We start from the raw sequence: 23624 nt of genomic DNA, 5'->3' as shown, positions 1-23624 counted from the left end.
TCCGGCCAGGCAGCAAGGCTCAGTCGAGCATGTCCGGCTGGCTGCGCAACAAATGCTCGGCGATCGGCTGGAAATGCAGCCAGCCGATATAGTCCGACCCGACATGCTTGCGGCTGTAGCGCGCCCGCTCCTGGCTCACCAGAACCGGCTCCCTGCCGGTCGCGTCGACCAGAAGCTCCTGCCTGCAGCACCGCTCCATCGCGATGAACCAGAAGGCCGCTGCATCGACGGAATGCCGGCTGGCCGTCAGCAAACCGTGATTTGCGTGGATCGCCGCCTTCACCCCGCGAAAGGCCTGCGCCACATTCACTCCGGCCTTGTCTTCGAGCGCCGCGGCGCCGGCCTCCTCCGTGATCACCACATGGTCCTCAAAGAAGGCGCAGGAATCCTGCGTCAGAGGTCGCAGGCTGCGCCCCAATGACGCAAAGGCGGTGCCGGCTTCCGTGTGGGCGTGGCACATGGACACGATGTCGGGATGCGCCTTGTGCACATTCGCATGCAGGACGAACCCGGCCCGATTGACCGCATGGCTGCCTTCCACGACACAGCCGGAATGGTCGACCAGCGCGAGACTGGAGACGCGAACGTCCTGGAAATGGACCGCCATCGGGTTGGTCCAGAACAGCTCCGGTCGCTCTGGATCGCGAACCGTGAGATGGCCGGCGAACCCGTAGTCATAGCCCTCGCGCGCGAAGGCCCGACAGGCAATCACCAGCCGTTCCTTCCGGTGCCGCCGCTCGTCCTCGACGCTGGCGAATTCACGCTCGGTCGGGAACGCGAGCCCCTTCTGCTCGGGCTGGTAGACGGATGTCTTCTCGACAGTTTCAAGCATGACCCTCTCCGCGGTTGACGGCGCCGCGTGCCTTGCCTGAACGCCGCGCACCTGGTCCAACCGGGCAACCCTGCGAGAATTCACAGGCCGGGTCCAATATGATTGCTGCACTGCAAAATGAAGAAATGCGTATTTGTGCCATGTCAGAGGTGCCGAAGGCGGTCTTGCGGGCGGCGCCGCAGGCGGTGGGCCGATCCTCTGGCCTATCGCAAGGGTGGGCGCTTGCGACCGCCTTCACGTTTCTGAACGGCAGATAAAGACCCCTCTCAGGACGGGTTCAGGCCCGCCCTGGCATCATCCGGTCATGTTCGAAGCCTCCTGCGTACCGGAGACCAGTGCCATGACCCGTTCTTTCGCCACCCCGACCGCACCGCGCACCACGTCCCTGCGGGCGCTCATCGGCCCCATGCTCGGAGCAACCGTGCTGTGCGCCCTGCTGCTGGCCCCCGTCGCCGCCTTTGTCCTTGCCGGAGCGGACCGGCAGTCCGGCGATCGCCACGCCTCCGTGATTGGCGGCTGCGCCTCGGCCACCTGCCCTGCTGACACACCGTTCACATTAAATCAGAGCGTTTCATCTTTTAGCATTCGCTGATATCTTGCATACCAAGAATGCTTGCAATCTAATGTCCACTTATTGCCGCTTCGCAGGGGCGGCGGGGCACCCGGATCGAGATCCGGGTAAGGGGTCGGACGACACACGAACGCATCAGGGAACCGGACGGGGCCCCTGGGGCGGTTTCGTGTGTTCAGGAAGGATTTTCATGATCAACGCGCTTCAGGAGAAGGCGGAGGAGGCGGCGGGATTTCTCAAGATGCTGGCCTCGGGTCCGCGGCTGATGCTGCTGTGCCACATGGCCGGCGGCGAGACCAGCGTCGGCCAGCTCGCCGAACTCACCGGCATGCGCATGCCGACCGTATCGCAGCAGCTCGCCCTGCTCCGCGCCCAGGGGCTGGTCCGCACGCGGCGCGACGGAACCACCATCTACTACACGCTCGAAAGCGAGATGGCCCAGGACGTTCTGTCGCTGCTGCAAAAGCACTTCTGCCCGACGGACGAGAGCGCTCCCGCGGAAGCGGCGGCGGAATAACCGCCGTCGCCCGTCAGTCGAGCCAATCCGCGCAGCGCGGCGCATCCGAGCCGCCCCAGGGCATGATCGGCACCGTCGAGGTGGAATTCTTCGGGCTGCCCTCGATGATCTTGTCTGAATAGACCAGATAGACGAGCACGTTGCGCTTCGCATCGCATCCGCGCACGATCCGCATCTTCTTGAACATGAACGAGCGGCGCTGGCGGAACATCTCGTCGCCCTGCTCGAACTTGCCCTTGAAGCTCACCGGCCCGACCTGCCGGCAGGCGAGCGAGATGTCGGAAACCTCCTCGGCAACGCCCAGCCAGCCCGAAACACCGCCCTTTTCGGGAACGGTGAAATGGCAGGCAACGCCCTCCACCAGCGGGTCATCGATCGCATAGGTGGCCAGCTTGTGGTCCGGGGTGAGCAGTTTCCAGACCGTCGACTTCTTGAAAATCAGGTCCGGCTCGTCCTGGGCGGCGGCGGGCTGCACGAGGCCGACGGCCGCGACACTGGCCACCGCGAGGAACGCGGCGGCGGCGGCAAGACGCAATTGACGTTTCATCCGGGAGATCTCCTTGCTGTCGCTTTCCATATGGGGACGCGCCCGCCCCCGGAAAACCGCCTCGCTCAGAAGAACAGCAAACCGACCACATGAATGATCGCGACCAGCGGCGACGGCGTCGCCAGCAGCGCGATCGAGGCGAAGCTGAGCACCATGAGTGCAAGGATCCCGATGGCCAGCCGGCGCTCGCCGTTGCGCCGCGCCGAGCGCCAGGCCAACCCGTGCAACACCAGCACCAGTGCGGCATAGACGCCGACCATGACCAGCACGGATGTTTCACTCGACCAGCCGCGATGAGAGATGTACGCGGGCAGGAAGGCACTGGCCACCGGCAGCACCATCACGTGGCTGAGCACGGTGAGAATGAGCGCGCCGCTTTGCGGCCTGGACTGGGCGGGCTGGCTGGTCATGCGGGACGTTGGCTCCGGCGAACGAGAGGGCTGCCGGCAGGGGCCGGCGCGGCGCCATCAGTGCCACGCCCGAAGACACCGCGCAAGGCGGCCCGGCGCCGCAGCCGCCGAACCCTGCGTTAGGTCGCGATTTACTAAAATTGGAGGGTTTCCTTGTGTTCCCGAGCGCGCCGGCGTCATAGTCGCGGCACAGGACAGGAGCCGGGGCACCGCGCGCAGGGCAAAACAACCGCCCGCGTCGCGGTGCCACCATTTGCCTTTCGGCGCCGGTCTCCATCCGAGCCAGCCGGTTTCCGGCGCGCACCGCATCGCCAATTGGGCACGTGCACAGCGCGACGAAGAGACCGCAACCGGGGAATGCGACCAGTTATGGCGAGCAGGCGAGCGAATTCGGCCGACCGGAGCACGGCGGCCCGCGGCAGCGGGCTTGTCGCGGCGGGTCTGGTCGTGGCCGCGCTGTCTCTCGCCCCCTTGCCCGCGCTTGCCGCCAGTTGCGCCACCCTGTCGGCCGACCTGGCGCGCCTTTCGGCAGCTTCCGGCCAATCCCCCCAGTACCGCAAGTGGCAGAAGGCCGCGCGCGAGCAGTCCTCGGCGCTGTCGCTCGCCGAACGCGACGCCCGCCTGCTCGGCTGTGCCTCCGGCAGCTCCGCCTCCTGCGCGTCCCTTGCCACCAAGATCAAGCGCATGCGTTCGAACCTGCGCGCCATCGAGCGCCAGCGCGACCGGCATGCCGACACCGGAACCGCCGCGCGACGCAAGCGCGTGGCGCGCGACATGAGGCGGAACGGCTGCAACGAGCGACCGGCAGCAACAACCTCCGCGCGCCGGTCCGGCGACGGCGGCGGGTTGCTGGCCTTTCTCGGCATTTCCAGCCGCGAGCGCGGTCAGCCGGTCGCCGTGTCCTCCGGAGACCAACCGGCGGTCCGGTCGCGGGTCCGCATCGAGCATTCCGGCGGCGGAGACCACATGTCTGTGCCGCTGACGACGCGCGGCGGCGACGGCACCACCTATCGCACGGTGTGCGTGCGCATCTGCGACGGCTTCTATTTCCCGGTCAGTTTCGCCACTGGCGAGCAAGGTTTCGGGCGGGATTCGGCGATCTGCCGCGCCCGCTGCCCCGGTGCCGACACCCAGCTCTTCGTGCATCGAAATCCGGGAGAAACGGCGGAAAACCTCGTCGCGCTCGACGGCATGCCCTACGCCGACCTGCCCAACGCCAACCGCTTCCGCACCACCTATGTCTCGGATTGCGGATGCAGGTCGGCCGGCAACGGCCGGCAGTCGCTGGCCAGCCTCACCAGCAGCGGCGACGATCTGGCGCTGGACAGCCTGAGGCAGGGCGAAGGCTCTGCCGGCTTCGGCCTCGACAGCATGCGCTCCGCGCTTTCCGCGCCCGGGCTGGACCGCGTGTCCGCGCAGGTTCCCGACGGTGCCGACCCCGACACGCGGATGAACATCGAATTGGGCTATGCGGCGCTGGCGCGCCCTGCCGTTCTGCCGGTGCTCGGGCGAACGCGGTCCGAACCGGAAGCGGAAATCGATCTGCCCGCGCCGCAGCCGGCCAATGTTCCCCAGACAGCTGTTTCCCAGACCGCCTCCGACGCTCAGGACCGCGCTGTCAGGATAGTCGGGCCACGCTATTACATCGCCCAATGAGCGGCAGCAGCCACTTCATGTCCGGTCCGTGGTCCTCACCGGTCAGCGCCTTGCGCAGCGGCAGGAACAGCGCCTTGCCCTTGCGCCCGCTTTCGGCCTTGAGCGCGGCGGTCCACGTCCCCCAGGTCGTTTCGTCCCAGGGCTCTTGCGGCAGCGTCCGCGCGGCAAGAGCCAGATAGTCCGCATCCCCCGCATCGGGTGTCACCCGTGCCGGCGCGTCGACGGCCTTCCACCAGCGCGCGGCATCCGCGACGATCTCGCAATTCTCCCGAACCGCCAGCCAGAACGCCGCACCGCCGCCTACGCCCAGCTCCGCGAGCCGCTCGGCCACCGCGTCGAAGGCGAGCGCGTGCACCAGCCGGGCGTTGAGCGGGCGCAAGTCGGAGGGGTCGAACTTGGCGGAGGACCGCGAGACATCGGCAAGCTCGATCATGCCGGCCAGCGCCGCGAGGCTCTCCGCCGGCTCGATGGCGTGGCTCGTGCCGGTCAGCACCGCCAGCGAGGCGACCGCCATCGGCTCGACGCCCTCCTCCTTGAGCGAGCGCAGCGACAGCGCACCCTTGCGCTTGGAGAGCCCCTCGCCGGAGACCGTGGTCAGCAGGTTGTGATGGGCAAACACCGGCGGTGTCGCCTCCAGCGCCTGGAAGATCGCAATCTGCACGGCGGTGTTGGCGACGTGATCCTCGCCGCGAATGACATGGCTGACGCCAGCGGCGATGTCATCGACGATGGAGGGCAACGTGTAGAGATAGGTGCCGTCCTCGCGGATCAGCACCGGATCGGACAGCGAGGCGAGATCGACGCTCTGCGCGCCCCGGCACAGGTCGTCCCAGGAGACTTCCGTGCGGCGGGTCTCAAAAGGGTCGGTCTCGAAGTTCGGCAGCAGGAAGCGCCAGTGCGCGACCCGTCCTTCGGCCTCGAGCTTCGCCCTGTCCGCGTCGGTGAGCTTCAGCCCGGCGCGGTCGTAGACCGGCGGCCGGCCGAGCGCGCGGGCGCGGGCGCGGCGGCGCTCCAGTTCGTCCGCCGTCTCGTAGCAGGCATAGAGCAGGCCCGCCGCCTTCAGCCTCGCCGCCGCCGCGTCATAGAGCGCGATCCGTTCCGACTGGCGGAAGCTCTCGTGCGGGCGGATGCCGAGCCAGTCGAGATCGCCGGCGATGGCGTCGGCAAACGCCTGCGTCGAACGCTCCCTGTCGGTATCGTCGTAGCGCAGGATGAAGCGCCCGCCCTCGCGCAGGGCGAAGAGCCAGTTCATCAGCGCCGGCCGGGCGTTGCCGATATGGAGAAAGCCGGTGGGCGACGGGGCAAATCGAACGGTGACGGTCATGGGCTCTTCCTAGAGCATTTCCGCCGTCTCCCGCTACTCCCCGTCGAGGGGATTTTCACGATTTCCGGCGTGATGCCCGTTCACGCCGCCGCGACCTGTTCATCCTGCGCGGCGCGGGCGACAAGCCGGCGCGAGAGCGCCGTCATGGCAAGCGCGGCGGCGAAACAATAGACCGCCATGCCCACCATCTGCGCCCCGTAGGGAACGCCGATGTCGATCAGATAGCCGGTGAGCCCCGGTCCGACGGCCGAGGCCAGCACCATCATCGCGACAGTGACCGAGCGGATCGCGCCAAGATGGCGCGAGCCGTAGACCTCCGGCCACAGCGCGCCGAACAGCGTCGAACTGACGCCGGTGCTCATGCCGAGCAGCGCCATGAAGCCGAAGGCGGCAGCCGGTGCGGTGACGCCGGCAAGCAGCAGGCAGGCAAGCCCCAGCGGCAGCAGGAACGTCGGCAGCAGCCGAACGGCGGAAAAGCGGTCGATCAGCCAGCCCGACAGCAGCGCGAAGCAGATCGTCATCGTCGAACTGACGACGAAGGCGGAGGCAAAGAGCTCCCGCGTCCAGCCGCGCAGCTCCACCAGGTAGATCTGATGGAAGAAGATCGTCGTGCCGATGAAGGGCGGCGCCAGCGTGCCGGCGGAGATCAGCCAGAAGGCCGGGTCGCGCAGCACCTCGCCGCGCGTCCAGTGCCGCCGCTCGGGCCTCCCGGCGTCCACATGCACGGTCCCGCGCGGAATGCGCTCGACCTTGAGCAGCATGAGCAGCGCCGGCAACGCCACCACGACGAGCACGCCAACGCCGAGCCACCAGGTGCCGCGCCAGCCGAGCACGCCCGCGAGCGCTACGAAAGTCAGCGGCAGCGTCGCCTCGCCGCACTGGATGCCGAGCGAAGCGATGGAAACCGCCCGTCCGCGCTGAGCATCGTACCAGCGCCCCATCGCCGTCATCGCCACATGAGTCATCATCCCCTGCCCGAAGAGCCTGAGCCCGAAGAGCACGACAAAAAGCATCGGCACGGAGGAGACGCTGGCCATGCCGGCGGAGGCAAGCGCCAGGCCGGCGACCACGCAGACGGCGACCAGGGCGAGCGAACGGGTGTCGACGACCTTGCCGACGATGGTCAGCGACAGCGCCGAGCACAGGGTCGCCGCCATGTAGAGCCCACCGAAGGCGCCATGCGAGAGGTCGAAGGTGGCGCGCAACTCTCCCGCCACCAGCGAGATGAAATAGGTCTGCCCGAAGCTCGAAAAGAACATCAGCAGCAGGCCGGCGAGAAGCCAGCGGAGGTTCGCGCGGACGAAGGCGAGGAACGACATGAAGGCGACCTGGAAGACGCGCACCCGCCCGCGTGCCCCAATTCCCCGGCGCAACGGGGGAACGCGAGAGCGGACGGCCTGCGCCGGACGGATGACCGGAAGCGGATCTGCGGCGGCGGCGTTTCGGGCCGGAGGGAGTGCAATCCCCCGAGCGCCCGCCGCCGCGTCTGCTGAAGGCTGCGACCATAAAGGAAAGCCGCTGCCCGCGAAAGCTTGCGGTTTTTGCTCAGCCCGGCAGGATCCCGGCTGCGCCCGCCGCCGGCCGCGCCGCCCGCCGCGCGATCGCCACCAGCACGACGAGCGCGGCAAAGGCGAGCGCGGAAAGCCCGCAAGTCACTGCGACCGCCCCGGCGACGCCGGCGTTGTCGAGCACCAGGGTTATCGCCAGAGGCCCCGTGGCCATCGCGATATTGGTCGGCAGCGACAGGCTGGCGGCGGCCCGCGCATAGCGCGCGGCGGAGAAGAACTGCAGCGGCAGGAGTGCACGCGTCAGCGCCGAGATGCCCGAGCCGAATCCGTAGAAGGCGACGAAGAGGAACAGCAGCGATACCTCTCCGTCGGCGAACAGCAGGATCAGCGGCGAGCCGGCCAGCAGCCCCGCCGCCACCAGCCCCGAAAGCACCGCCGAGGCGCGCCGGCCCGCCAGCATGTCGGCCAGCCGCGCGGTGATGCCGAGCAGCGAGCGCAGCGAACCGAGCTGCAGCGCCAGCGCCGGCGAGGCGCCCGAGGCCTGCAGCAGCGCGATGAGCGAGGGGGCGATGCCTGTCGTCACCAGCCCGAAGACAACAAAGACAAACGCGATCAGCGCGAAGGCAAGGCGTGATTGGCGCGGCGACATGACCAGCGGCTCGTCCAGCGACGCGGCGCGCGTTTCCGCACTCCCCTCGCGCTTGCGCGGCAGGGCGAAGAGATAGAGCGGGCAGAGCGCGAGCTGCGCCGCCGCGCCGATCAGCAGCGCGCTACGCCAGCCGAAGGCCTCGGCGGCCAGGCTCCACAGCGGCCAGAAGACCGCGGCCGAGAGCCCGGTGAAGATCATCAGCAGGCCGATGACGCCCTTGGCGCCCGCCCCTTCCCGCTCGACCACGGCCGTGTGCGCGGGCACCGACAGCCCCAACGCTCCGCCGATGCCGGCAACGACCCAGGCAGCGTAATAGACAACGGGACCCTGCGCGACGCTGAGCCCGACGAGGCCCGCGGCCATCGCCGCCGCGCCGGCGGCAAGCACCCGCGCCGCGCCAAGCCGCTCGATCGCCCGCCCGGTTGCGGGACCCGAGAGACCGCCGACCAGCATCATCGCCGTCAGTCCGCCAAAGGCGAGCGCGTTGGACATGCCAAGATCGGCGGCGATCAACCGTCCGAGCACGCCCGGCATGTCGAACGTCGTGCCCCAGCCGATGATCTGGCCGAGCGCGAGGATCGCGACAAGCCGCAGGCGGTCGAGACGCATGGCGGACGGTCTCCGGGCGCACGGGCAACGCCGGTTGGCGGGGCGCTTCCGCTCAGCTACGGTCGCGGTAGCGGTTGGTGATCGGATAGCGGCGGTCGCGGCCGAAGTTCTTGCGGGTGATCTTGACGCCGGGCGCCGACTGCCGGCGCTTGTATTCGGCGATGTAAAGCAGATGCTCGATGCGGTGGATCAGCGCGCGGTCATGTCCGCGCGCCTCGATCTCGCCGACCGACATCTCGTTCTCGACAAGGCATTCGAGAATGTCGTCGAGCACCTCGTAGGGTGGCAGCGAATCCTGGTCCGTCTGGTTTTCGCGCAGCTCCGCCGTCGGCACCTTGGTGATGATGTTTTGCGGGATGACGATGCCGGCAGGCCCCTTCAGCCCCTCCGGCCGGTTGGCGTTGCGCCAGGCCGCGAGCCGATAGACCTCGGTCTTGTAGAGATCCTTGATCGGGTTGAAGCCGCCGTTCATGTCGCCGTAAAGCGTGGCGTAGCCGACCGACATCTCCGACTTGTTGCCGGTGGTGGCGACCATGGCGCCGAACTTGTTGGAGACGGCCATCAGGATCGTGCCACGCGCGCGCGACTGCAGGTTCTCCTCCGTCACGCCGGCCTCGGTTCCCGCGAACAGACCCGAAAGCGCCTCGGAAAAGCCCTCAACCGCTGGCGCGATGGGCACGACATCATAGCGCAGGCCCATGGCGTCGACGCAGGCCTGGGCATCCGCCAGGCTCTCCGTCGACGTGTAGCGATAGGGCAGCATGATGCAGTGGACACGCTCGGCGCCGAGTGCATCGACCGCCATCGCCGCCACCACGGCGCTGTCGATGCCGCCCGACAGGCCAAGGACGACGCCCGGAAAGCGGTTCTTTTCCACATAGTCGCGAAAGCCCAGAACACAGGCCTGCCAGTTCGCCGCATCGGCGTCGGGAAGCGGCACGCGGGGGCCGCTCTCGCAGATCCAGGTCTCGCCGTCGCGCCGCCATTCGGTGATGGCGATCTCCTCGACGAACTCGCCCATCTGGAAGGCCAGCGAGCGGTCGGCCTGCAGCGCGAAGGAGGCCCCGTCGAAGACGAGTTCATCCTGCCCGCCGATCTGGTTGCAATAGACCAGCGGCAGATCCGTCTCCACCACCCGCGCCACCATCACCTGCAGGCGGCGCTCCGCCTTGCCGGTATGGAAGGGCGAGCCGTTCGGCACCAGCAGCAGCTCCGCGCCGGTCTCCGCCAGACACTCGCAGACCTCCTCGCCCCAGGCGTCCTCGCAGACGGGAACGCCGAGGCGGATGCCGCGAAAGCCGAGCGGGCCCGGCAACGGGCCCGGCTGGAACACCCGCTTCTCGTCGAACTCGCCGTAGTTCGGCAGGTCGACCTTGAAGCGCACGCCGACGACCCGGCCACCGTCGATCAACGCCACCGCATTATGCAGGAGTTCACCCTCCCGCCAGGGAAGCCCGACGATCAGGCCCGGCCCGCCATCGGCGGTCTCCCCCGCAAGCTCCTCCAGCGCCGCCTTGCAGGCGGCGACAAAGGCCGGCTTCAGGACAAGGTCTTCCGGCGGATAGCCCGAGAGGAAGAGTTCGGAGAAGAGCACAAGGTCGGCCCCCTCCTCGGCTGCCCGCGCACGCGCCTTGCGGACAAGCGCGAGATTGCCGGCGACATCGCCGACGACGGGGTTGAGCTGGGCAACGGCGAGCCGGAGACGGCCGGTCGCGGCAAGATCCTGGGACATGGAGGAACCGGACGTGCGGGAGGTTTCAGACATGCGTCCGGTTTATCCCGCCCCGCCGGCGAGCGCAACGCGGCTTGCACGTCTGGCCAGCGCCGGCATCAGCCCACTGCGCGGCCGTCAAGTGTCGGGGTCAGAGGTCGGTCCGGGCATTCAGAGCCGGGCATTCAGAGATAGCAGACCTCCGCCTGCGCCCCGGATCCCCTGCGCGCCACGCCGGCAAGCGCCGAAGTCGCGCGCCGTTCGCCGCCCTTGCGCCTGCGCTTCGGCGGATTGTTCAGAATGCGCAGCATCCGCTGGTACAGCATCGCCGGGGAAACCGGCTTGGCGAGAAACTCGTCGATGCCAAGTTGTGCCGCCCGCAGGATCACCTGCCGGCGGGCATCGGCGCTGACCATGATCACCGGTATCTCGGAGATCATGTTTCCCCTGTCATGTCGGAGAAGGGTCAGAAATTCGGCGCCGCTGATCGGCGTCATCAGCCAGTCGCAGATCGCGATATCGGGTTTGCGATCGACCGCGACGGCCAGGGCATCGGCCCCGTCGGCCGCTTCGAAGACCCGTCGGACGCCGAACCCGCTGAGGATCGCCCGAAACAGCGATCGCATGTGCGAATTATCATCGACGACGAGCACGGACAGCTCACTCATATCCACAACCATGCCGTTCGGTCCCTCCCGAGTGGCGATACTGAAATACTGCACATTCCCTATTAAAATTCCCTTACGTAACCTTCCCGATACGGAAAAATACGATGCGGGCGCGCGGGAAATGGCGCAAGGCGGCAAAGGGTTCCGGCAGACAGTCCGACGCTGCGTCTGCAGTCCCTTTGTGAAATGTCGAGTGGCAAGAGGGACATACGTAGTCAACCGTTACGAAACGATTGCCGTTTCGTGGCCTTAAGTATTTTTGCGCAGCCAAAAATGCGTAGAAACCTTGCAACCAGAGCGACGCATGAAAAAAGGGCGGGCCATTCCGGCCCGCCCCCTTTTCTTGCATGTCGTCCGTGCTGCGCGTGGCTGCTCAGCCAGTGGCCGCCTGGCGGTCGCTCTCGCGCGCATCGCGCTCCTTGCGCACGTTCTCGGCGACGAGGAAGGCCAGCTCGATGGCCTGCTCGGCGTTGAGACGCGGATCGCAGTAAGTGTGATAGCGGTCGGCCAGATCCTCGGCCGTGAGCGCCCGCGCGCCGCCGGTGCATTCGGTGACGTTCTTGCCGGTCATCTCAATATGGATGCCGCCGGCATAGCTGCCCTCGGCCCGGTGCACGGCGAAGAAGGCCTCGACCTCGCGCAGGATGCGGTCGAACGGCCGCGTCTTGTAGCCGTTGGCCGTGATCGTGTTGCCATGCATCGGATCGCAGGACCACACCACCTTGCGCCCCTCGCGCTCGACCGCGCGCACCAGCGCCGGCAGGTGCTCGAACACCTTGTCCGCGCCGAAGCGGCAGATCAGCGTCAGGCGCCCCGCCTCGTTGGCCGGGTTGAGCGTGTCGATCAGGCGCAGCAGCTCGTCCGCCTTCAGGCTCGGGCCGCACTTCAGTCCGATCGGGTTCTTGATGCCCCGGAAGAACTCCACATGCGCGTGGTCCGGCTGGCGGGTGCGGTCGCCGATCCACAGCATGTGGCCGGACGTCGCGTACCAGTCGCCCGACGTGCTGTCGACGCGCGTCATCGCCTGCTCGTAGCCGAGCAGCAGCGCCTCGTGGCTGGTGAAAAAATCCGTCGAACGAAGCTGCGGGGCGGTGTCCGGGTCGATGCCGCAGGCGCGCATGAAGTGAAGCGACTGCGAGATCTGGTCAGCCAGCACCTGATAGCGGTGGCTCTGCGGGCTGTCCTTGACGAAGGACAGCATCCAGCGGTGCACGTGATCGAGATTGGCGAAGCCGCCCTGAGCAAAGGCACGCAGCAGATTCAGCGTTGCCGCCGACTGGCGGTAGGCCATGATCTGGCGCTGCGGATCCGGCTCGCGCGATTCCGGCGTGAAGCTGATCTCGTTGACGATATCGCCACGATAGCTCGGCAGCTCGACGTCGCCCTTCTTCTCCATCGGGGAGGAGCGCGGCTTGGCGAACTGACCGGCGATGCGGCCGACCTTCACCACCGGCTGCGAAGAGGCATAGGTGAGCACCACCGCCATCTGCAGGAACACGCGGAAGAAATCGCGGATGTGATCCGCATGGTGCTCGGCGAAGCTTTCCGCACAATCACCACCCTGGAGGAGAAACCCGCGTCCTTCGGCGACTTCGGCGAGTTGAGCAGTCAGTTTGCGCGCCTCACCTGCAAAAACGAGCGGCGGAAAGTCAAAGAGGCGCCGCTCCACCTCGGCAAGTGCCTCGGTATCACGATACTCCGGAACCTGCACGATCGGCTTCGACCGCCAGCTGTCCGGTGTCCAGTTCTGCGCCATTTCTCCAACTCCGTTAAATCGACCTGCGGCAAGATTCGGTATCTGCGGGTCTGAGCTCCGATTGCGAGTTTCGTGTCTGCCCGAAAGGTCTTGCAAATATTGCGCAACCCCTGGGTGGAGGGGGTTATACACGCGGTGCCCCCGCGAGGCCACAGCAAACCGCCGCATTGGCGCAGGCGCAAGGCCGGTCGCCGCCGCCGGTTCGCGGAGCGCGCAAACCCGGCCTCAGCGCGAAAAGTAGCGCAGACCCAGCTCGGCAAGAAGGGCGTCGAAGCGGGCAAGAAGCTCCGGTGCGATTGCCTGCGCGCGTGGATAGACGGGCCGGTCGCGGTCCGCCAGCACGGGCGCCTCCCAGCCATCGGTGGTCTCCAGGAAGTGACGCACTCCCGCCTCGCCCCAGAAGGCGTGGAACCCTGCCAGCACGCAATCGAGATAGCTTTGCAGGATCGGATGTTCCTCGCTGCCCGGCCGCCGGATCTGGGTTTCCGCCTCATAGAGAAATGCTGCGTCGTCGCCCGGCGCGCCGGTGTCGGCGCGAAAACTCGGGCCGATACCGGGAACGCGCACATAGCGGCTCTCGCGTCGGTCGAGCACGGCAAGCTGCTCGGCCGGCTCGCTCACCATCACGCCGCGAATGGCCGAGCGCGGGTCGCGGCGCACCGTCAGCGTGCAGGAAGACAGCGCGCCGGCCGTGCCATCGGCCGGCCACCAGGCCCGCCATTCACGCTGCCAGCCCTCAAGCGTTCCCGCCGTCGCCACCGCCTCGGGGCCCAGCGTCTTCGTGTTGACGAGCGATCCATAGCCGAAATACGTAATCCGCATGGGAGCCGTTCCCTTTCTGCTCTGCCGCGCCGGTTCTGCCGCGCCCCCGCCTCCACGGCCACGCGCCGCCCATGCCTAAAGGATCAGCCCGCCGATGACCAGCGCCCCCGCCCCGAGCCTCTGGTGCGACGAGGACACCCAACGCCTGCGCGCCGACACGCCCGGCGTCGCCACCCGCGTGCACTTCAACAACGCGGGAACCGGTCTGGTTTCCGCCACCGTGCTGCAGTCGGTGAAGGCGCATCTCGATCTTGAGGCGGAAATCGGCGGCTACGAGGCCGCCGACAGGTCCGCCTCCTCAATCGCCGATTTTCATCCCGCCATCGCCGCGCTGCTCAACGCCCGGCCGCATGAGATCGCCTATATCGAGAACGCCACCCGCGCCTGGGACATGGCCTTCTACGCCATCCCCTTCCGCCCCGGCGACCGGGTGATCACCGGCCGGGCGGAATATGTCTCCAACTATGTGGCGCTGCTCCAGATGAAGGCGCGCGCCGGTATCGAGATCGACCTGATCGACGACGACACGGACGGACAGATCGACCTTGCCGCGCTCGAGGCGGCGATCACCCCGCGCACCCGGCTGATCGCCCTCACCCATGTCCCGACCTTCGGCGGCCTGGTCAATCCGGCCGAGGAGGTCGGCGCCATCGCCCGCCGCCACGGGCTGCTCTACCTGCTCGACGCCTGCCAGTCGGCCGGCCATCTCGACCTCGACGTCACCCGTATCGGCTGCCACATGCTGTCGGGCACCGGGCGCAAGTACCTGCGCGGCCCGCGCGGCACCGGCTTCCTTTATGTCAGCGACACGGTTCTCGACCAGCTCGAGCCCCCCTTCGTCGACCTGGAGGCGACGGACTGGGTCGACGCCGACAGCTACCGCCTGGTCGACGGCGCCCGCCGCTTCGAGAACTGGGAGCGCTATGTCGCCGGCCAGATCGGCCTGGCCCGCGCCGCCCGCCTCGCGGTCGCGACCGGCACCGGCCGGCTGGAGGCGCGGATCGTCGGCCTCGGTGAGACCCTGCGCTCGGGGCTGGCCGCTATCCCCGGCGTCACGGTCCACGACAAGGGGCGGCGGCGCTGCGGCATCGTCACCTTCCGCAAGGACGGCGAGGCGCCGGCCGCGACGAAGGCGCGCCTTGCCGCCGCCTCGGTCAATGTCTCGGTCTCCGCCGCCTCCTCCTCGCGAATCGACCTGCCGATGCGCGGTCTCGACGCCCTGGTGCGCGCCTCCGTTCACGCCTTCAACAGCGAGGACGAAGTCGACACCCTGCTGAGGCTACTGCGCGACAATTAGGCTTCTATCGAAGACAGTTTTTCGAAATTCCGCACACGGTTTGCAGGAAATGCCGCACGAAAAAGGCCCGGACGCAGAGGCGTCCGGGCCTTTTTTCATGGCTGCAACGGTTCGGCGAAAGCCTCAGGAGCGGATCCGCTCGCTCGGCTCGCGCATGGTGACAAGCTCTTCCGCCGCCGTCGGATGAACGGCCATGGTCGCGTCGAAATCGGCCTTGGTCGCCCCCATCTTCAGCGCGATCCCGAGAACCTGCGACAGCTCGCCCGCATCGGCGCCGAGAATGTGCACGCCGACGACCCGGTCGCCTTCCGGCTCGACCAGAACCTTCATCAGCATCTTCTCGTCGCGCCCCGACAGCGTGTGCTTCATCGGCCGGAAATGCGCCCGGTAGACATCGACCCCACCGTGCTTCGCCAGCGCTTCCGCCTGGCTCAGGCCGACCGTTCCGATCTCCGGCTGGGAGAACACGGCCGTGGGGATAAGGCTGTGATCGGCGGACCATTCCCTGCCGCCGAAGACGGTATCGGCAAAGGCATGGCCCTCGCGGATCGCCACCGGCGTCAGGTTGACCCGGTCGGTCACGTCACCCACCGCATAGATCGAGGGAACATTGGTCCGCGACTGGCCGTCAACGATGACGGCCCCCGTCTGCGAGACCGCGACGCCGGCCGCGTCGAGCCCGAGGCCGGCGGTGTTCGGACGCCGGCCGATGGCAAAGAGGATCTGGTCGGCCTCAAGCGTCTCGCCGCCGCGGGTGGTGCCCACAAGCCCGTCCGCCGTCTTCTCGATCGACTTGAAGACATCGCCGCAAATGACTCTGATGCCTTTCTTTTCCATCTCCTCGTGCAGAGCCTTGCGCAGATCGTCGTCGAAGCCGCGCAGGATCTCCTCACCCCGGTAGATCAGCGTCGTCTCGGCGCCGAGCCCGTTGAAGATCCCGGCGAACTCGACGGCAATATAGCCGCCACCGGCGACCATGACCCGCTTGGGGAAGTCGGAGAGATGGAACGCCTCGTTCGAGGTGATGACGTGCTCGCACCCCGGCAGGCTCGCATCGACATTCGGCGTCGCGCCGACGGCGATCAGGATGGTCTTCGCCCGCACCCGCCGCCCGTCGGACATCAGGTGAACAGTATGGGCATCCTCGAGCACGGCCCGGGTGTCGAACATCTCGACGCCGGTGCGCTCCAGGTTGCGCCGATAGACACCCTCGAGCCGAGCGATCTCGCGGTCCTTGGCATCGATCAACCGCTCCCAGTCGAACGACCGCTCACCGACCGACCAGCCGAAGCCCGCCGCATCCTCGAACTCCTCGGAGAACTTCGACGCATAGACGAAGAGCTTCTTGGGCACGCAGCCGCGAATGACGCAGGTGCCGCCGTAGCGGTACTCCTCGGCGATGCCGACGCGGGCACCGTAGCCGGCCGCGATTCGCGCGGCGCGAACGCCACCCGACCCGCCGCCGACAACGAAGAGATCGTAGTCGAATTCGCTCATCTCAGCCCTTCATCCCTGCCGCGACACCTGCCGCATCCGCCTTCACGCCGGCTGTTACTGCTTCGCCGGGGCCTCTTCGCCGCCCGACATGCGCTTGGTCAGTTCCTCGCGCACCAGCGTCACCATCTCGGTCGAGATCGCATCGCCCCACTGCTTGGCCGCGCCGATCGACAGGGCCCGCAGCTCCGGCTCGACCTTGGCGTACTTCTGGCCAAGCGGCGACTTGTAGAAGCTGGCGAGCTGCTGCAGCTCCTCGACGGTGAACCGACGCGCCCAGACCTCATAGACGATCCGGTTGAGCTCCGGACGGCGCTCGGCGAGCGACAGCGCCACCGCGTTGACGACTTCGTCGATGACCACGGTGTTGGCCGGATCGTTGCGGATGAACAGCGTGCGCGTGCGCTCTGCAATGATCGGCAGCACGTCATCGAACGGGCGGATCGCGTTGGAAGCGCCGACCGCCTCGCGCGCGGCCGCGATGTGTTCGTCGGAGAAGCTCTCCTGCGCCGCGGCGGGCAGGATGGCGGCAGCGCTGATAAGGACGGCGCCGACGATGCCCGTCAGGGTCTTTCGGAAGGTCGGATACATTTCCCACTCCATAGGAATTTCGCGGGCTCGGCTCTGCGCCGTTTCCCGCGTTCTGGTTATTCCGCGGCCGGCACCAGGCGCTCCACGCCCCCGTCTGCGGCAAGATAGGCGGCATCGGCGATCCCGATGAACAGGCCGTGATCGACGACACCGGGAATTTCCAGCAGCGCCCGCGACAACGAGACCGGATCGTCGATCTCGCCCATATCGATGTCGAGAATATGATGGCCGCCGTCTGTGACGAAGGGCACATCTCCGCCGCGCAGACGCACGGGAACATCGACGCCAATCCGCGAGAGCACCGCGACGATGGCGTTTTTCGTCGCCGTCAGACCAAAGGGAACCACCTCGACGGGCAGCGGAAACCGGCCGAGCCGGGCAACGCGCTTGCTGCCGTCGGCAATGACGATCATGCGAGCGGACGCCGTGGCGACGATCTTTTCGCGCAGCAACGCGCCGCCGCCACCCTTGATCAGGGTCAGCCGCGCATCGAGCTCGTCGGCGCCGTCAACGGTGAGGTCGAGTTCAGGGCAGGTCTCGAGCGTCGCGAGCGGGACGCCGAGCTCCGCGCACAGCGCTGCGGTGCGCTCCGAGGTGGGCACGCCAATGACCGTGAGGCCGTCGCGCACCCGCTCGGCCAGGGCACGCACGAAATGTTCTGCCGTCGACCCCGTTCCGATGCCAAGACGCATGCCGTCCCGCACCTCACTCAACGCCGCCTCGGCGGCCTTGCGCTTCAGCTCTTCGCTCATCGCACCCCGTTTCGAATTTCTGTCTTCTCCCGGCCAAGCTCCGGGCCGGGCGGGTTTAGCATGCGACGACGACAAGGCAAAGGGCTCCCCCCGGCAACGCCGCCGCGCGCACGACGCGCAGCCGCACCCAACGTCACAACCAAGGCGGGATTCCGATCTCCAGCTTAACCAAGTCTTCAAGCAATTGGAGAAATATACGCAAACGATCCAACGCAATATACGAGATTACCTGTATTTCGGAGAAATGATATGCGCTTCCTCTCAAGAGGAATTCGAAAAAATATCGAAGTTACAATTACTTCAGATACCGAAGCGGAAGCGCGAGAAGATTTGTGCGCCGCAAGAGACGAGCTCTCGCTGCGGCAGGGAGAGCAGGCAGCGTTGGCGCTCGACCTGATCGAGTCGGATCTGCGCCGCGCAGCCGGAGGCATTGGCGACAGCGCCACCGCACTGCGCGCGCAAGTCGGCGAGCAGATGGTCGCGCTGTCGGACATTCGCGGCCACGCCGAGGCCCTGGGCGCGGAAACCCGACATGCGGACGAAACCGCGCGGCGCCTGTCGTCCTCCATCGAGGACCTGGTCGAGGCCAGCAACGAAATCGACGCCCAGGTGCGCGGCGCCGGCAAGCTGACGGAGGAGGCCCGCACCGTCGCCGACACCGCCAGCGCGGGCATCCAGGACCTGAAGTCGGCCATCGACGCCATCGCGAGCGTCGTTCGGCTGATTTCGGATGTGGCCAAGCAGACCAACCTCCTTGCCCTCAACGCCACCATCGAGGCGGCGCGTGCCGGCGAGGCCGGCAGGGGTTTCGCGGTCGTTGCCAACGAGGTCAAGTCGCTCTCCGTCGAGACCCAGGCAGCGACCGACGAGATCGTTGCCAACATCGCCCGCCTGCAGACGTCGGCCGAGGGCAGCATCACCGCCGTCGACCGGATCATCGGGGTGATCGGCGAGATTCTGCCGAGCTTCGCCGCCGTGGCCGGCGCCGTGGAACGGCAGATGGAGACGTCGCAGACCGTCGACGAAACCGCGCGGGACACGGCCGAGTTCGTGCGTGCGGTCAACGACAAGGTGAGCACCATCGAGGCCGCCACGGAAAGCGCGGTCGCCGCCGGCACCGCCGCCACCGAGGCCTCGCAACGCATGAGCGCCCTCGGCGCCAGCCTCGACAGCCGCTTCACGATGATGATCCGCCAGACCTCCATCGGCGACCGGCGACGCAGCGACCGGCTTCCGGTTGAAATCGACGGCCGGCTGCAGGTCGGCGGACGGCAACTCCGCGTGAAGACGCGCGACCTCTCCGACGGCGGCGCCCTGCTGGTGCCGCAGGACGGCCAGACCTGCGATGCCGCCGGCATGGCAACCGCCGAGTTCTCCGGCCTCGGCAAGGTCGACCTGCGCATCGTCGCGCAATCGGACAATGGCCTGCATTGCTCCTTCGAACGCACGGAGCCCGAATTCGAGGAGCGGCTCGCGCGCCTGATCGCCCGCGTCCGCTCGGAGCTCGATCCGGTGATAACCTGTGCCCAGGACGGAGCCACGCGGGTCGCCCGCGCAATGACCGAGGCGCTGGAGCGACGCGCGCTCTCGCTCGACGACCTGTTCGACACCAACTATCTTCCGGTGCAGGGAACCAACCCGCAGCAGGTCTCCAACCGCGCCCTCGCCGTGCTGGAGCAGATCCTGCCGCCCGTGCAGGAGGACATTCTCAAGCGCGGCACCGGCGGCGGCATGACATTTTGCGCGACCGTCGACCGCAACGGCTACCTGCCAGTGCACAATCTGGTCTACTCCAAGCCGCAGCGCCCGGACGACCCGGCGTGGAACGCCGCCAATTGCCGCAACCGACGTATCTTTGACGACCGCGCCGGCCTCAGCGCGGCGCGCAACACCCGCCCCTTCCTGGTGCAGACCTATCCGCGCGACATGGGCAATGGCACCGTGATCTGGATGCGCGAGGTCGACGCACCGATTGTCGTTTCGGGGCGCCACTGGGGCGGCTTCCGCACCGCCTACAAGCTCTAGGACCCGACACAAGCGACGCCGGCCGCCCGCCGGCGCGCTCGCCCGCGGGCGCTCTCCCGTCTATAACACCCGCTCCGACCGCAACCGACCGGAGCGCCCATGCCCTCACCCGTCCTTCTGATCGATCTCGACGGCACGCTTGTCGACACCCGCCACGACCTCGCCGCGGCGGTAAACCGCGTTCTTCTGGCGGAAGGACTGGAAACCGTGACGATCGAGAGCCTCGGCCATCTCTTCGGCCATGGCGGACGGGCGATGCTGACGAAGGCGCTCGCCGACAACGGCATCGCCACCCCCGAGCGAACGGAGATCGAACGGCTCAACGCGCTCTTCGTGGAGGAATACAGAGCCGACATCGCCGGCCTCAGCCGCCCCTTCCTCGGCGCGGCGGAAACAATCGCGGCGCTGCGCGCAAGCGGCTGGCTGACCGCCGTCTGCACCAACAAGTCCGAGGCCCTCGCCGGCCATCTGCTGGAGCGGCTTTCCCTGGGCGGCCTCTTCGACGCGCTCGTCGGCGGCGATACCTTCGCCCGCGCCAAACCCGATGCCATGCCGCTCTTCGGCGCGATCGAACGCGCCGGCGGCGCGCGCGCGGGATCGGTCATGCTTGGTGACAGCCGCACCGACATCGACGCGGCCCGCGCCGCGGCCCTGCCCGTCGTTGCCGTGACCTTCGGATATACGGATGTGCCCGTGGCCGAGCTCGAGCCAGACGTCGTGATCAATGCCTATAGCGAACTGCCCGAGGCGCTCGCTGGCCTCAACCGGGAAAGCCGGTGACAAGACGCGACCAGCTTTCCGACGCAAGTCCGCCGGCATAGAGGTCTCCCGAACGCGCCGCCTCGCGAACGACCTCGTCGTGGCTCGAGAAACAGAAGAACCCCCGGTGCCGGAAGGTCATCCGCCGCTGCATCTGCAACGCCACCAGATTGGCGCCGTTGACGATGCCGCGCGCCTGCGCGAAGCCCTGCCGGTCGAGATGGCCAAGCAGCGCCGCGGTGGCGAGATCCTCCCGCCCGACCCCGGCGATCAGGTTGAGCACGGCGACCCGACCACCCAGCCTGCAGCAATAGGCAAAGGCGGCAAAGGGCGCTGCGGCGCCCTGCTCGAACGCCAGCTCCAGATGCAGGTCACCGAGATCGGGGTTCCTCCCGGCCATCTCGCACAGCCAGGAGAATTCGCCAGCCAGCCAGTTGGGGCGCACCCGAAACCGCGACAGCAGGTCGTCCGCCGCCTTGCGGAAGCGCTCGGTGTCCACCGCCTCGATACGAACGCTGTTCGTCTCCGGCGCCCGCAGGCTCTTGCGCACCCGGCGCAACGCACGGTCGACAAGCCCGGTGAGGGGCGCGGTCAGGGCGGATGGAGAGGCGGACAGGAAGCGCGCGATGGCGGGCAGATGCGCCCTCAGCCGGACGCGCAAACGGGTTTCGAGCGCGGCCATTGGGCGAAACACGCGCTGCCAGTCGAGACTTTCGACGGCAAGCGTCTCGCCGCCGGCCGCGCGCCAGTGGCCGGAACTCTGCGCCGACGACGTGTCCGAGAACAGAAAGCCGTGCGGCACGCCGCGAAAGTGGCGGTTGAGCGCTGCGGCCGCGCGCAAGCCGCTGCGGCCGAACGACATGTAGCTGCACAGGAGGCGGCCGAGGACAGGGCGACCGTCGACCAGAAAACTCATGGGAATGCTGAGCAGGACACCGTCGAGCGCGCCATCTGGCGCCTGATGCACAAGACTGCCGTTGTCCTGCGACAGCAGCGGACTGCCGAAGCACAACGCCTGCAGGTAGGTCTCCAGTTCCCCGGTCCGCCCAGACGCCCTGCCGCGAAAGACGGACAGGAACATGCGCGAAACCTGCGGCAGGTCGTCGAGGGTCATGGCCCGCACACAGCCCCCCTGCTGCGCCGCGCCCTCGGGCGCTGAAGATCGATCCACTTCGTTTGCCCCGTAAACGATCATCCCCGCCGCCCCTTGCGCATCGCCTCCACCCGCCTGACGGCAAGCCATTTGCGCCCAAGGATAGGACTGAAAGGCTTTCAGTCAGCTTTACAAACGCAACAAACGCATGATTTCCGCCCTTGCGGCCGGCAATCGCTTCCTTGGCTAACCCGGCGCTCGGGCCCGGCGGCACCTCCTCTTGCCCATGCGGCCGCGCTCGCGCCCTTTCAAAATCCACAGCCGTGCGAAAACCGGCTTGCGCAAATCCTTTCCATCCCTTAGACAACCGCCACCAGCCGAAACGGCCCGGGCGATTAGCTCAGCGGGAGAGCATTCCGTTCACACCGGAAAGGTCACTGGTTCAATCCCAGTATCGCCCACCATTCCCCGAAATACCTGACATAAGCGTGTGCAAGCCAACAGGCTTGATCGCACCGACCCTGAACGGGCCTGCGCCGACCAATGGCGTCGCACGTCTTTGGCCAGATGACGGGGATGGCCACGAACGCGCCCTCAGCACATGCAGCCGTTTCAGCGAGCCGTCCTCAAGCCGCACCCTTGCGCGACAGGCTTCAGTGCGCACCACGCCTCCCTCGACCGCGCCTCGCCCCCCTTGAATCCGTTTCGCGAAACTTCGTCCCAACCAGTTGATTTGATTCTCCTACCCACGCCCGTTGAATCAGTTTCTCAGGCACAGCCTTGCCCGCGCACGATGCGGCGCAGGATCTCGCGGTAGGCCGCATGAGTCGCCGGCGCGCTGCTTGCCGCGAGGAAGGACAGCAACTCCGTTCCCTCCAGCACATCGGCAAGGAAGGCGTTGGCGAAGGCTTCGGCCGTATGGCCAACGGTCAGCGCCGGCCCGAGGATCTGACCGAAGCTGCGGTAGTACCGCCGCGAATGCCCGCCGCCACGCTCCAGGTCATAAACCGCGCCGATGAAGTCGCTGATCTTCACCAGCGCATGAGGGACCGTCGCCTCCCCGTCGGAGCGCAAGGCCAGGGCGCTGCGGCCAAGCAGCGCCAGGGCTTCCTCCATGCGCCCGACATTCCAGACGGCGGCGAAGGTTCCAGCCGCGCCGGGATCGGGAACAAGATGCAGCAGCCGCGCCCGCGCCGCGGAGGGAAAATGTGCCAGCGCCAGCCGAGCATCCCCCTTCTCGCGGCTGCCGGCCATGGCGCTTTGCAGACGCCCGTCCAGCGTTGCCCTGTCGCGCCGGATCGCCGGCGCAAGCCAGAGGGACCGCCCGTTTGCCATGCCCCGTCCGTGAAAGTCGACCGCGTGCCCGATCTCATGGGCGACAACCGCCACCCAGCCGGCCCCTTCCGGCATCTCCGCCCAACTGGCCGGTGCGACAATGTAGTGATGGCCGGTTCGGTAGAGCCCGCGCGCGCCGGGAAAGAACTTGCGGGCAACGGGCGGTGTCGCATTGAACGCCCGCACCGCGTCGGGATGGGCGCTGGCGGAGAAGGCCGAGACGTAGCGGCGCTCGAACGGTGTGCGAAGCGCGAAACCCGCTCCCGCCTTCACCTGATGACGCCGGCACCGCCCCGCCGCACCGTTCGCGGTCCGCACACCGGTCTCCATGAACAGAACGCGCCGGAACGCAGACGAAATCCGCCGGCTTTCCGACAAGGCGAACAATCCCGCTCCGGGTAAAAAGCCGACACCCGGCGCGCACCGCCCGCCCGCAGACACGACGCCAGCTCATCGCAGTTTTCTCGCAGCGAAGACACATCCGGGACCGGCGTCTTTTCAATAACATGCGCCACGAAGACGTCCCGCGACCGCGCGGCCGGGAGCGTATCATGTGTCATTTCGATTTCATTCTATGATTTACTTGAAATGGCGAGAAACCCCGGAAGCCTTGATGTATTACCCCGTGAATTTATTTGACATGCAAATTCATGAGGCACAGACTGATATGAAAGAAAAAACATATAGCTTCCAGAAGA

At 67.2% G+C, this 23624-nt stretch carries 21 protein-coding genes and 1 tRNA gene; 7 read left to right on the top strand and 15 right to left on the bottom strand.

Annotated elements, in window-relative coordinates:
• Positions 1–19 precede the first annotated feature (19 nt).
• Positions 20–832, bottom strand: coding sequence for a class II aldolase/adducin family protein (locus tag ACSLUQ_RS05030; RefSeq protein WP_417774089.1), 813 nt, complete (start codon positions 830–832; stop codon positions 20–22).
• A 340-nt stretch (positions 833–1172) separates the two neighbouring features.
• Between ACSLUQ_RS05030 and ACSLUQ_RS05025 the strand changes: the two genes are divergently transcribed.
• Both ACSLUQ_RS05025 and ACSLUQ_RS05020 read left to right on the top strand, forming a co-directional pair.
• Positions 1173–1424 carry a hypothetical protein gene (locus ACSLUQ_RS05025; RefSeq protein WP_461807857.1) on the top strand — a complete coding sequence of 84 codons (252 nt, stop codon included), beginning with the start codon at positions 1173–1175 and terminating at the stop codon, positions 1422–1424.
• 169 nt (positions 1425–1593) lie between these two features.
• The gene (locus ACSLUQ_RS05020) at positions 1594–1920 is read left to right on the top strand and encodes an ArsR/SmtB family transcription factor (protein WP_417774087.1); all 327 of its coding nucleotides are present in this window, start codon (positions 1594–1596) and stop codon (positions 1918–1920) included.
• Between the two features lie 13 nt (positions 1921–1933).
• On the opposite strand, the gene ACSLUQ_RS05015 is transcribed toward ACSLUQ_RS05020, so the two are convergent.
• Positions 1934–2467, bottom strand: coding sequence for a CreA family protein (locus ACSLUQ_RS05015; protein ID WP_417774086.1), 534 nt, complete (start codon positions 2465–2467; stop codon positions 1934–1936).
• A 65-nt stretch (positions 2468–2532) separates the two neighbouring features.
• Entirely contained in the window at positions 2533–2877 is a 345-nt protein-coding gene (locus tag ACSLUQ_RS05010) for a hypothetical protein (protein ID WP_461807856.1), read from the bottom strand.
• 369 nt (positions 2878–3246) lie between these two features.
• On the opposite strand from ACSLUQ_RS05010, the gene ACSLUQ_RS05005 reads away from it, so the two are divergent.
• A complete protein-coding gene (locus tag ACSLUQ_RS05005; protein ID WP_461807855.1) occupies positions 3247–4533 on the top strand; it encodes a DUF2865 domain-containing protein in 1287 nt (428 codons plus the stop codon).
• Here the strand turns inward: ACSLUQ_RS05005 and ACSLUQ_RS05000 are convergent.
• The 7 genes from ACSLUQ_RS05000 to ACSLUQ_RS04970 form a co-directional block, all read right to left on the bottom strand.
• Positions 4496–5857 carry a glutamate--tRNA ligase gene (locus ACSLUQ_RS05000; protein WP_461807854.1) on the bottom strand — a complete coding sequence of 454 codons (1362 nt, stop codon included), beginning with the start codon at positions 5855–5857 and terminating at the stop codon, positions 4496–4498. The genes ACSLUQ_RS05005 and ACSLUQ_RS05000 overlap by 38 nt on opposite strands.
• An 80-nt stretch (positions 5858–5937) precedes the next feature.
• On the bottom strand, positions 5938–7176 hold the full coding sequence (locus tag ACSLUQ_RS04995) for an MFS transporter (protein WP_417774082.1): 1239 nt from the start codon (positions 7174–7176) through the stop codon (positions 5938–5940).
• 226 nt (positions 7177–7402) lie between these two features.
• Entirely contained in the window at positions 7403–8623 is a 1221-nt protein-coding gene (locus ACSLUQ_RS04990) for an MFS transporter (RefSeq protein WP_461807853.1), read from the bottom strand.
• Between the two features lie 52 nt (positions 8624–8675).
• Entirely contained in the window at positions 8676–10355 is a 1680-nt protein-coding gene (locus ACSLUQ_RS04985; RefSeq protein WP_461808465.1) for an NAD+ synthase, read from the bottom strand.
• 164 nt (positions 10356–10519) lie between these two features.
• A complete protein-coding gene (locus ACSLUQ_RS04980) occupies positions 10520–11140 on the bottom strand; it encodes a response regulator (RefSeq protein WP_461807852.1) in 621 nt (206 codons plus the stop codon).
• Between the two features lie 235 nt (positions 11141–11375).
• Positions 11376–12758 carry a class II 3-deoxy-7-phosphoheptulonate synthase gene (locus tag ACSLUQ_RS04975; protein WP_461807851.1) on the bottom strand — a complete coding sequence of 461 codons (1383 nt, stop codon included), beginning with the start codon at positions 12756–12758 and terminating at the stop codon, positions 11376–11378.
• Between the two features lie 225 nt (positions 12759–12983).
• A complete protein-coding gene (locus tag ACSLUQ_RS04970) occupies positions 12984–13580 on the bottom strand; it encodes a gamma-glutamylcyclotransferase family protein (protein WP_417774078.1) in 597 nt (198 codons plus the stop codon).
• Between the two features lie 94 nt (positions 13581–13674).
• Between ACSLUQ_RS04970 and ACSLUQ_RS04965 the strand changes: the two genes are divergently transcribed.
• Positions 13675–14877 carry an aminotransferase class V-fold PLP-dependent enzyme gene (locus ACSLUQ_RS04965; RefSeq protein WP_461807850.1) on the top strand — a complete coding sequence of 401 codons (1203 nt, stop codon included), beginning with the start codon at positions 13675–13677 and terminating at the stop codon, positions 14875–14877.
• A gap of 123 nt (positions 14878–15000) precedes the next feature.
• Here ACSLUQ_RS04965 and gor read toward each other — a convergent pair whose 3' ends face one another.
• From gor to rpiA, 3 genes are read right to left on the bottom strand one after another with little or no spacing between them, the layout of a single operon-like run.
• Positions 15001–16374, bottom strand: coding sequence for a glutathione-disulfide reductase (gor, locus tag ACSLUQ_RS04960; protein ID WP_461807849.1), 1374 nt, complete (start codon positions 16372–16374; stop codon positions 15001–15003).
• Positions 16375–16428: 54 nt separating this feature from the next.
• Complete coding sequence (locus ACSLUQ_RS04955; RefSeq protein WP_417774075.1) at positions 16429–16962, bottom strand: DUF2059 domain-containing protein; 534 nt, start codon at positions 16960–16962, stop codon at positions 16429–16431.
• Between the two features lie 56 nt (positions 16963–17018).
• On the bottom strand, positions 17019–17714 hold the full coding sequence (gene rpiA / locus ACSLUQ_RS04950) for a ribose-5-phosphate isomerase RpiA (protein WP_417774074.1): 696 nt from the start codon (positions 17712–17714) through the stop codon (positions 17019–17021).
• A 330-nt stretch (positions 17715–18044) separates the two neighbouring features.
• On the opposite strand from rpiA, the gene ACSLUQ_RS04945 reads away from it, so the two are divergent.
• Together ACSLUQ_RS04945 and ACSLUQ_RS04940 are read left to right on the top strand one after the other, a co-directional pair.
• On the top strand, positions 18045–19739 hold the full coding sequence (locus ACSLUQ_RS04945) for a methyl-accepting chemotaxis protein (RefSeq protein WP_461807848.1): 1695 nt from the start codon (positions 18045–18047) through the stop codon (positions 19737–19739).
• Positions 19740–19838: 99 nt separating this feature from the next.
• A complete protein-coding gene (locus ACSLUQ_RS04940) occupies positions 19839–20519 on the top strand; it encodes an HAD hydrolase-like protein (RefSeq protein ID WP_461807847.1) in 681 nt (226 codons plus the stop codon).
• Here ACSLUQ_RS04940 and ACSLUQ_RS04935 read toward each other — a convergent pair.
• Positions 20500–21612 (bottom strand): hypothetical protein, encoded by a 1113-nt coding sequence (locus ACSLUQ_RS04935; RefSeq protein ID WP_461807846.1) that lies wholly within the window; start codon positions 21610–21612, stop codon positions 20500–20502. The two genes, ACSLUQ_RS04940 and ACSLUQ_RS04935, sit on opposite strands and share 20 nt — an antisense overlap.
• A gap of 368 nt (positions 21613–21980) precedes the next feature.
• Here ACSLUQ_RS04935 and ACSLUQ_RS04930 point away from each other — a divergent pair.
• Positions 21981–22055: transfer RNA gene (locus tag ACSLUQ_RS04930), tRNA-Val, on the top strand.
• A 304-nt stretch (positions 22056–22359) separates the two neighbouring features.
• Here the strand turns inward: ACSLUQ_RS04930 and ACSLUQ_RS04925 are convergent.
• Positions 22360–23244 (bottom strand): hypothetical protein, encoded by an 885-nt coding sequence (locus ACSLUQ_RS04925; protein WP_461807845.1) that lies wholly within the window; start codon positions 23242–23244, stop codon positions 22360–22362.
• Positions 23245–23624: the final 380 nt, after the last annotated feature.

It is taken from the genome of Stappia sp. ICDLI1TA098 (assembly GCF_054880955.1).
The sequence above is the reverse complement of the archived record's forward strand: the minus strand, read 5'-3'. Positions and strand labels throughout refer to the sequence as shown.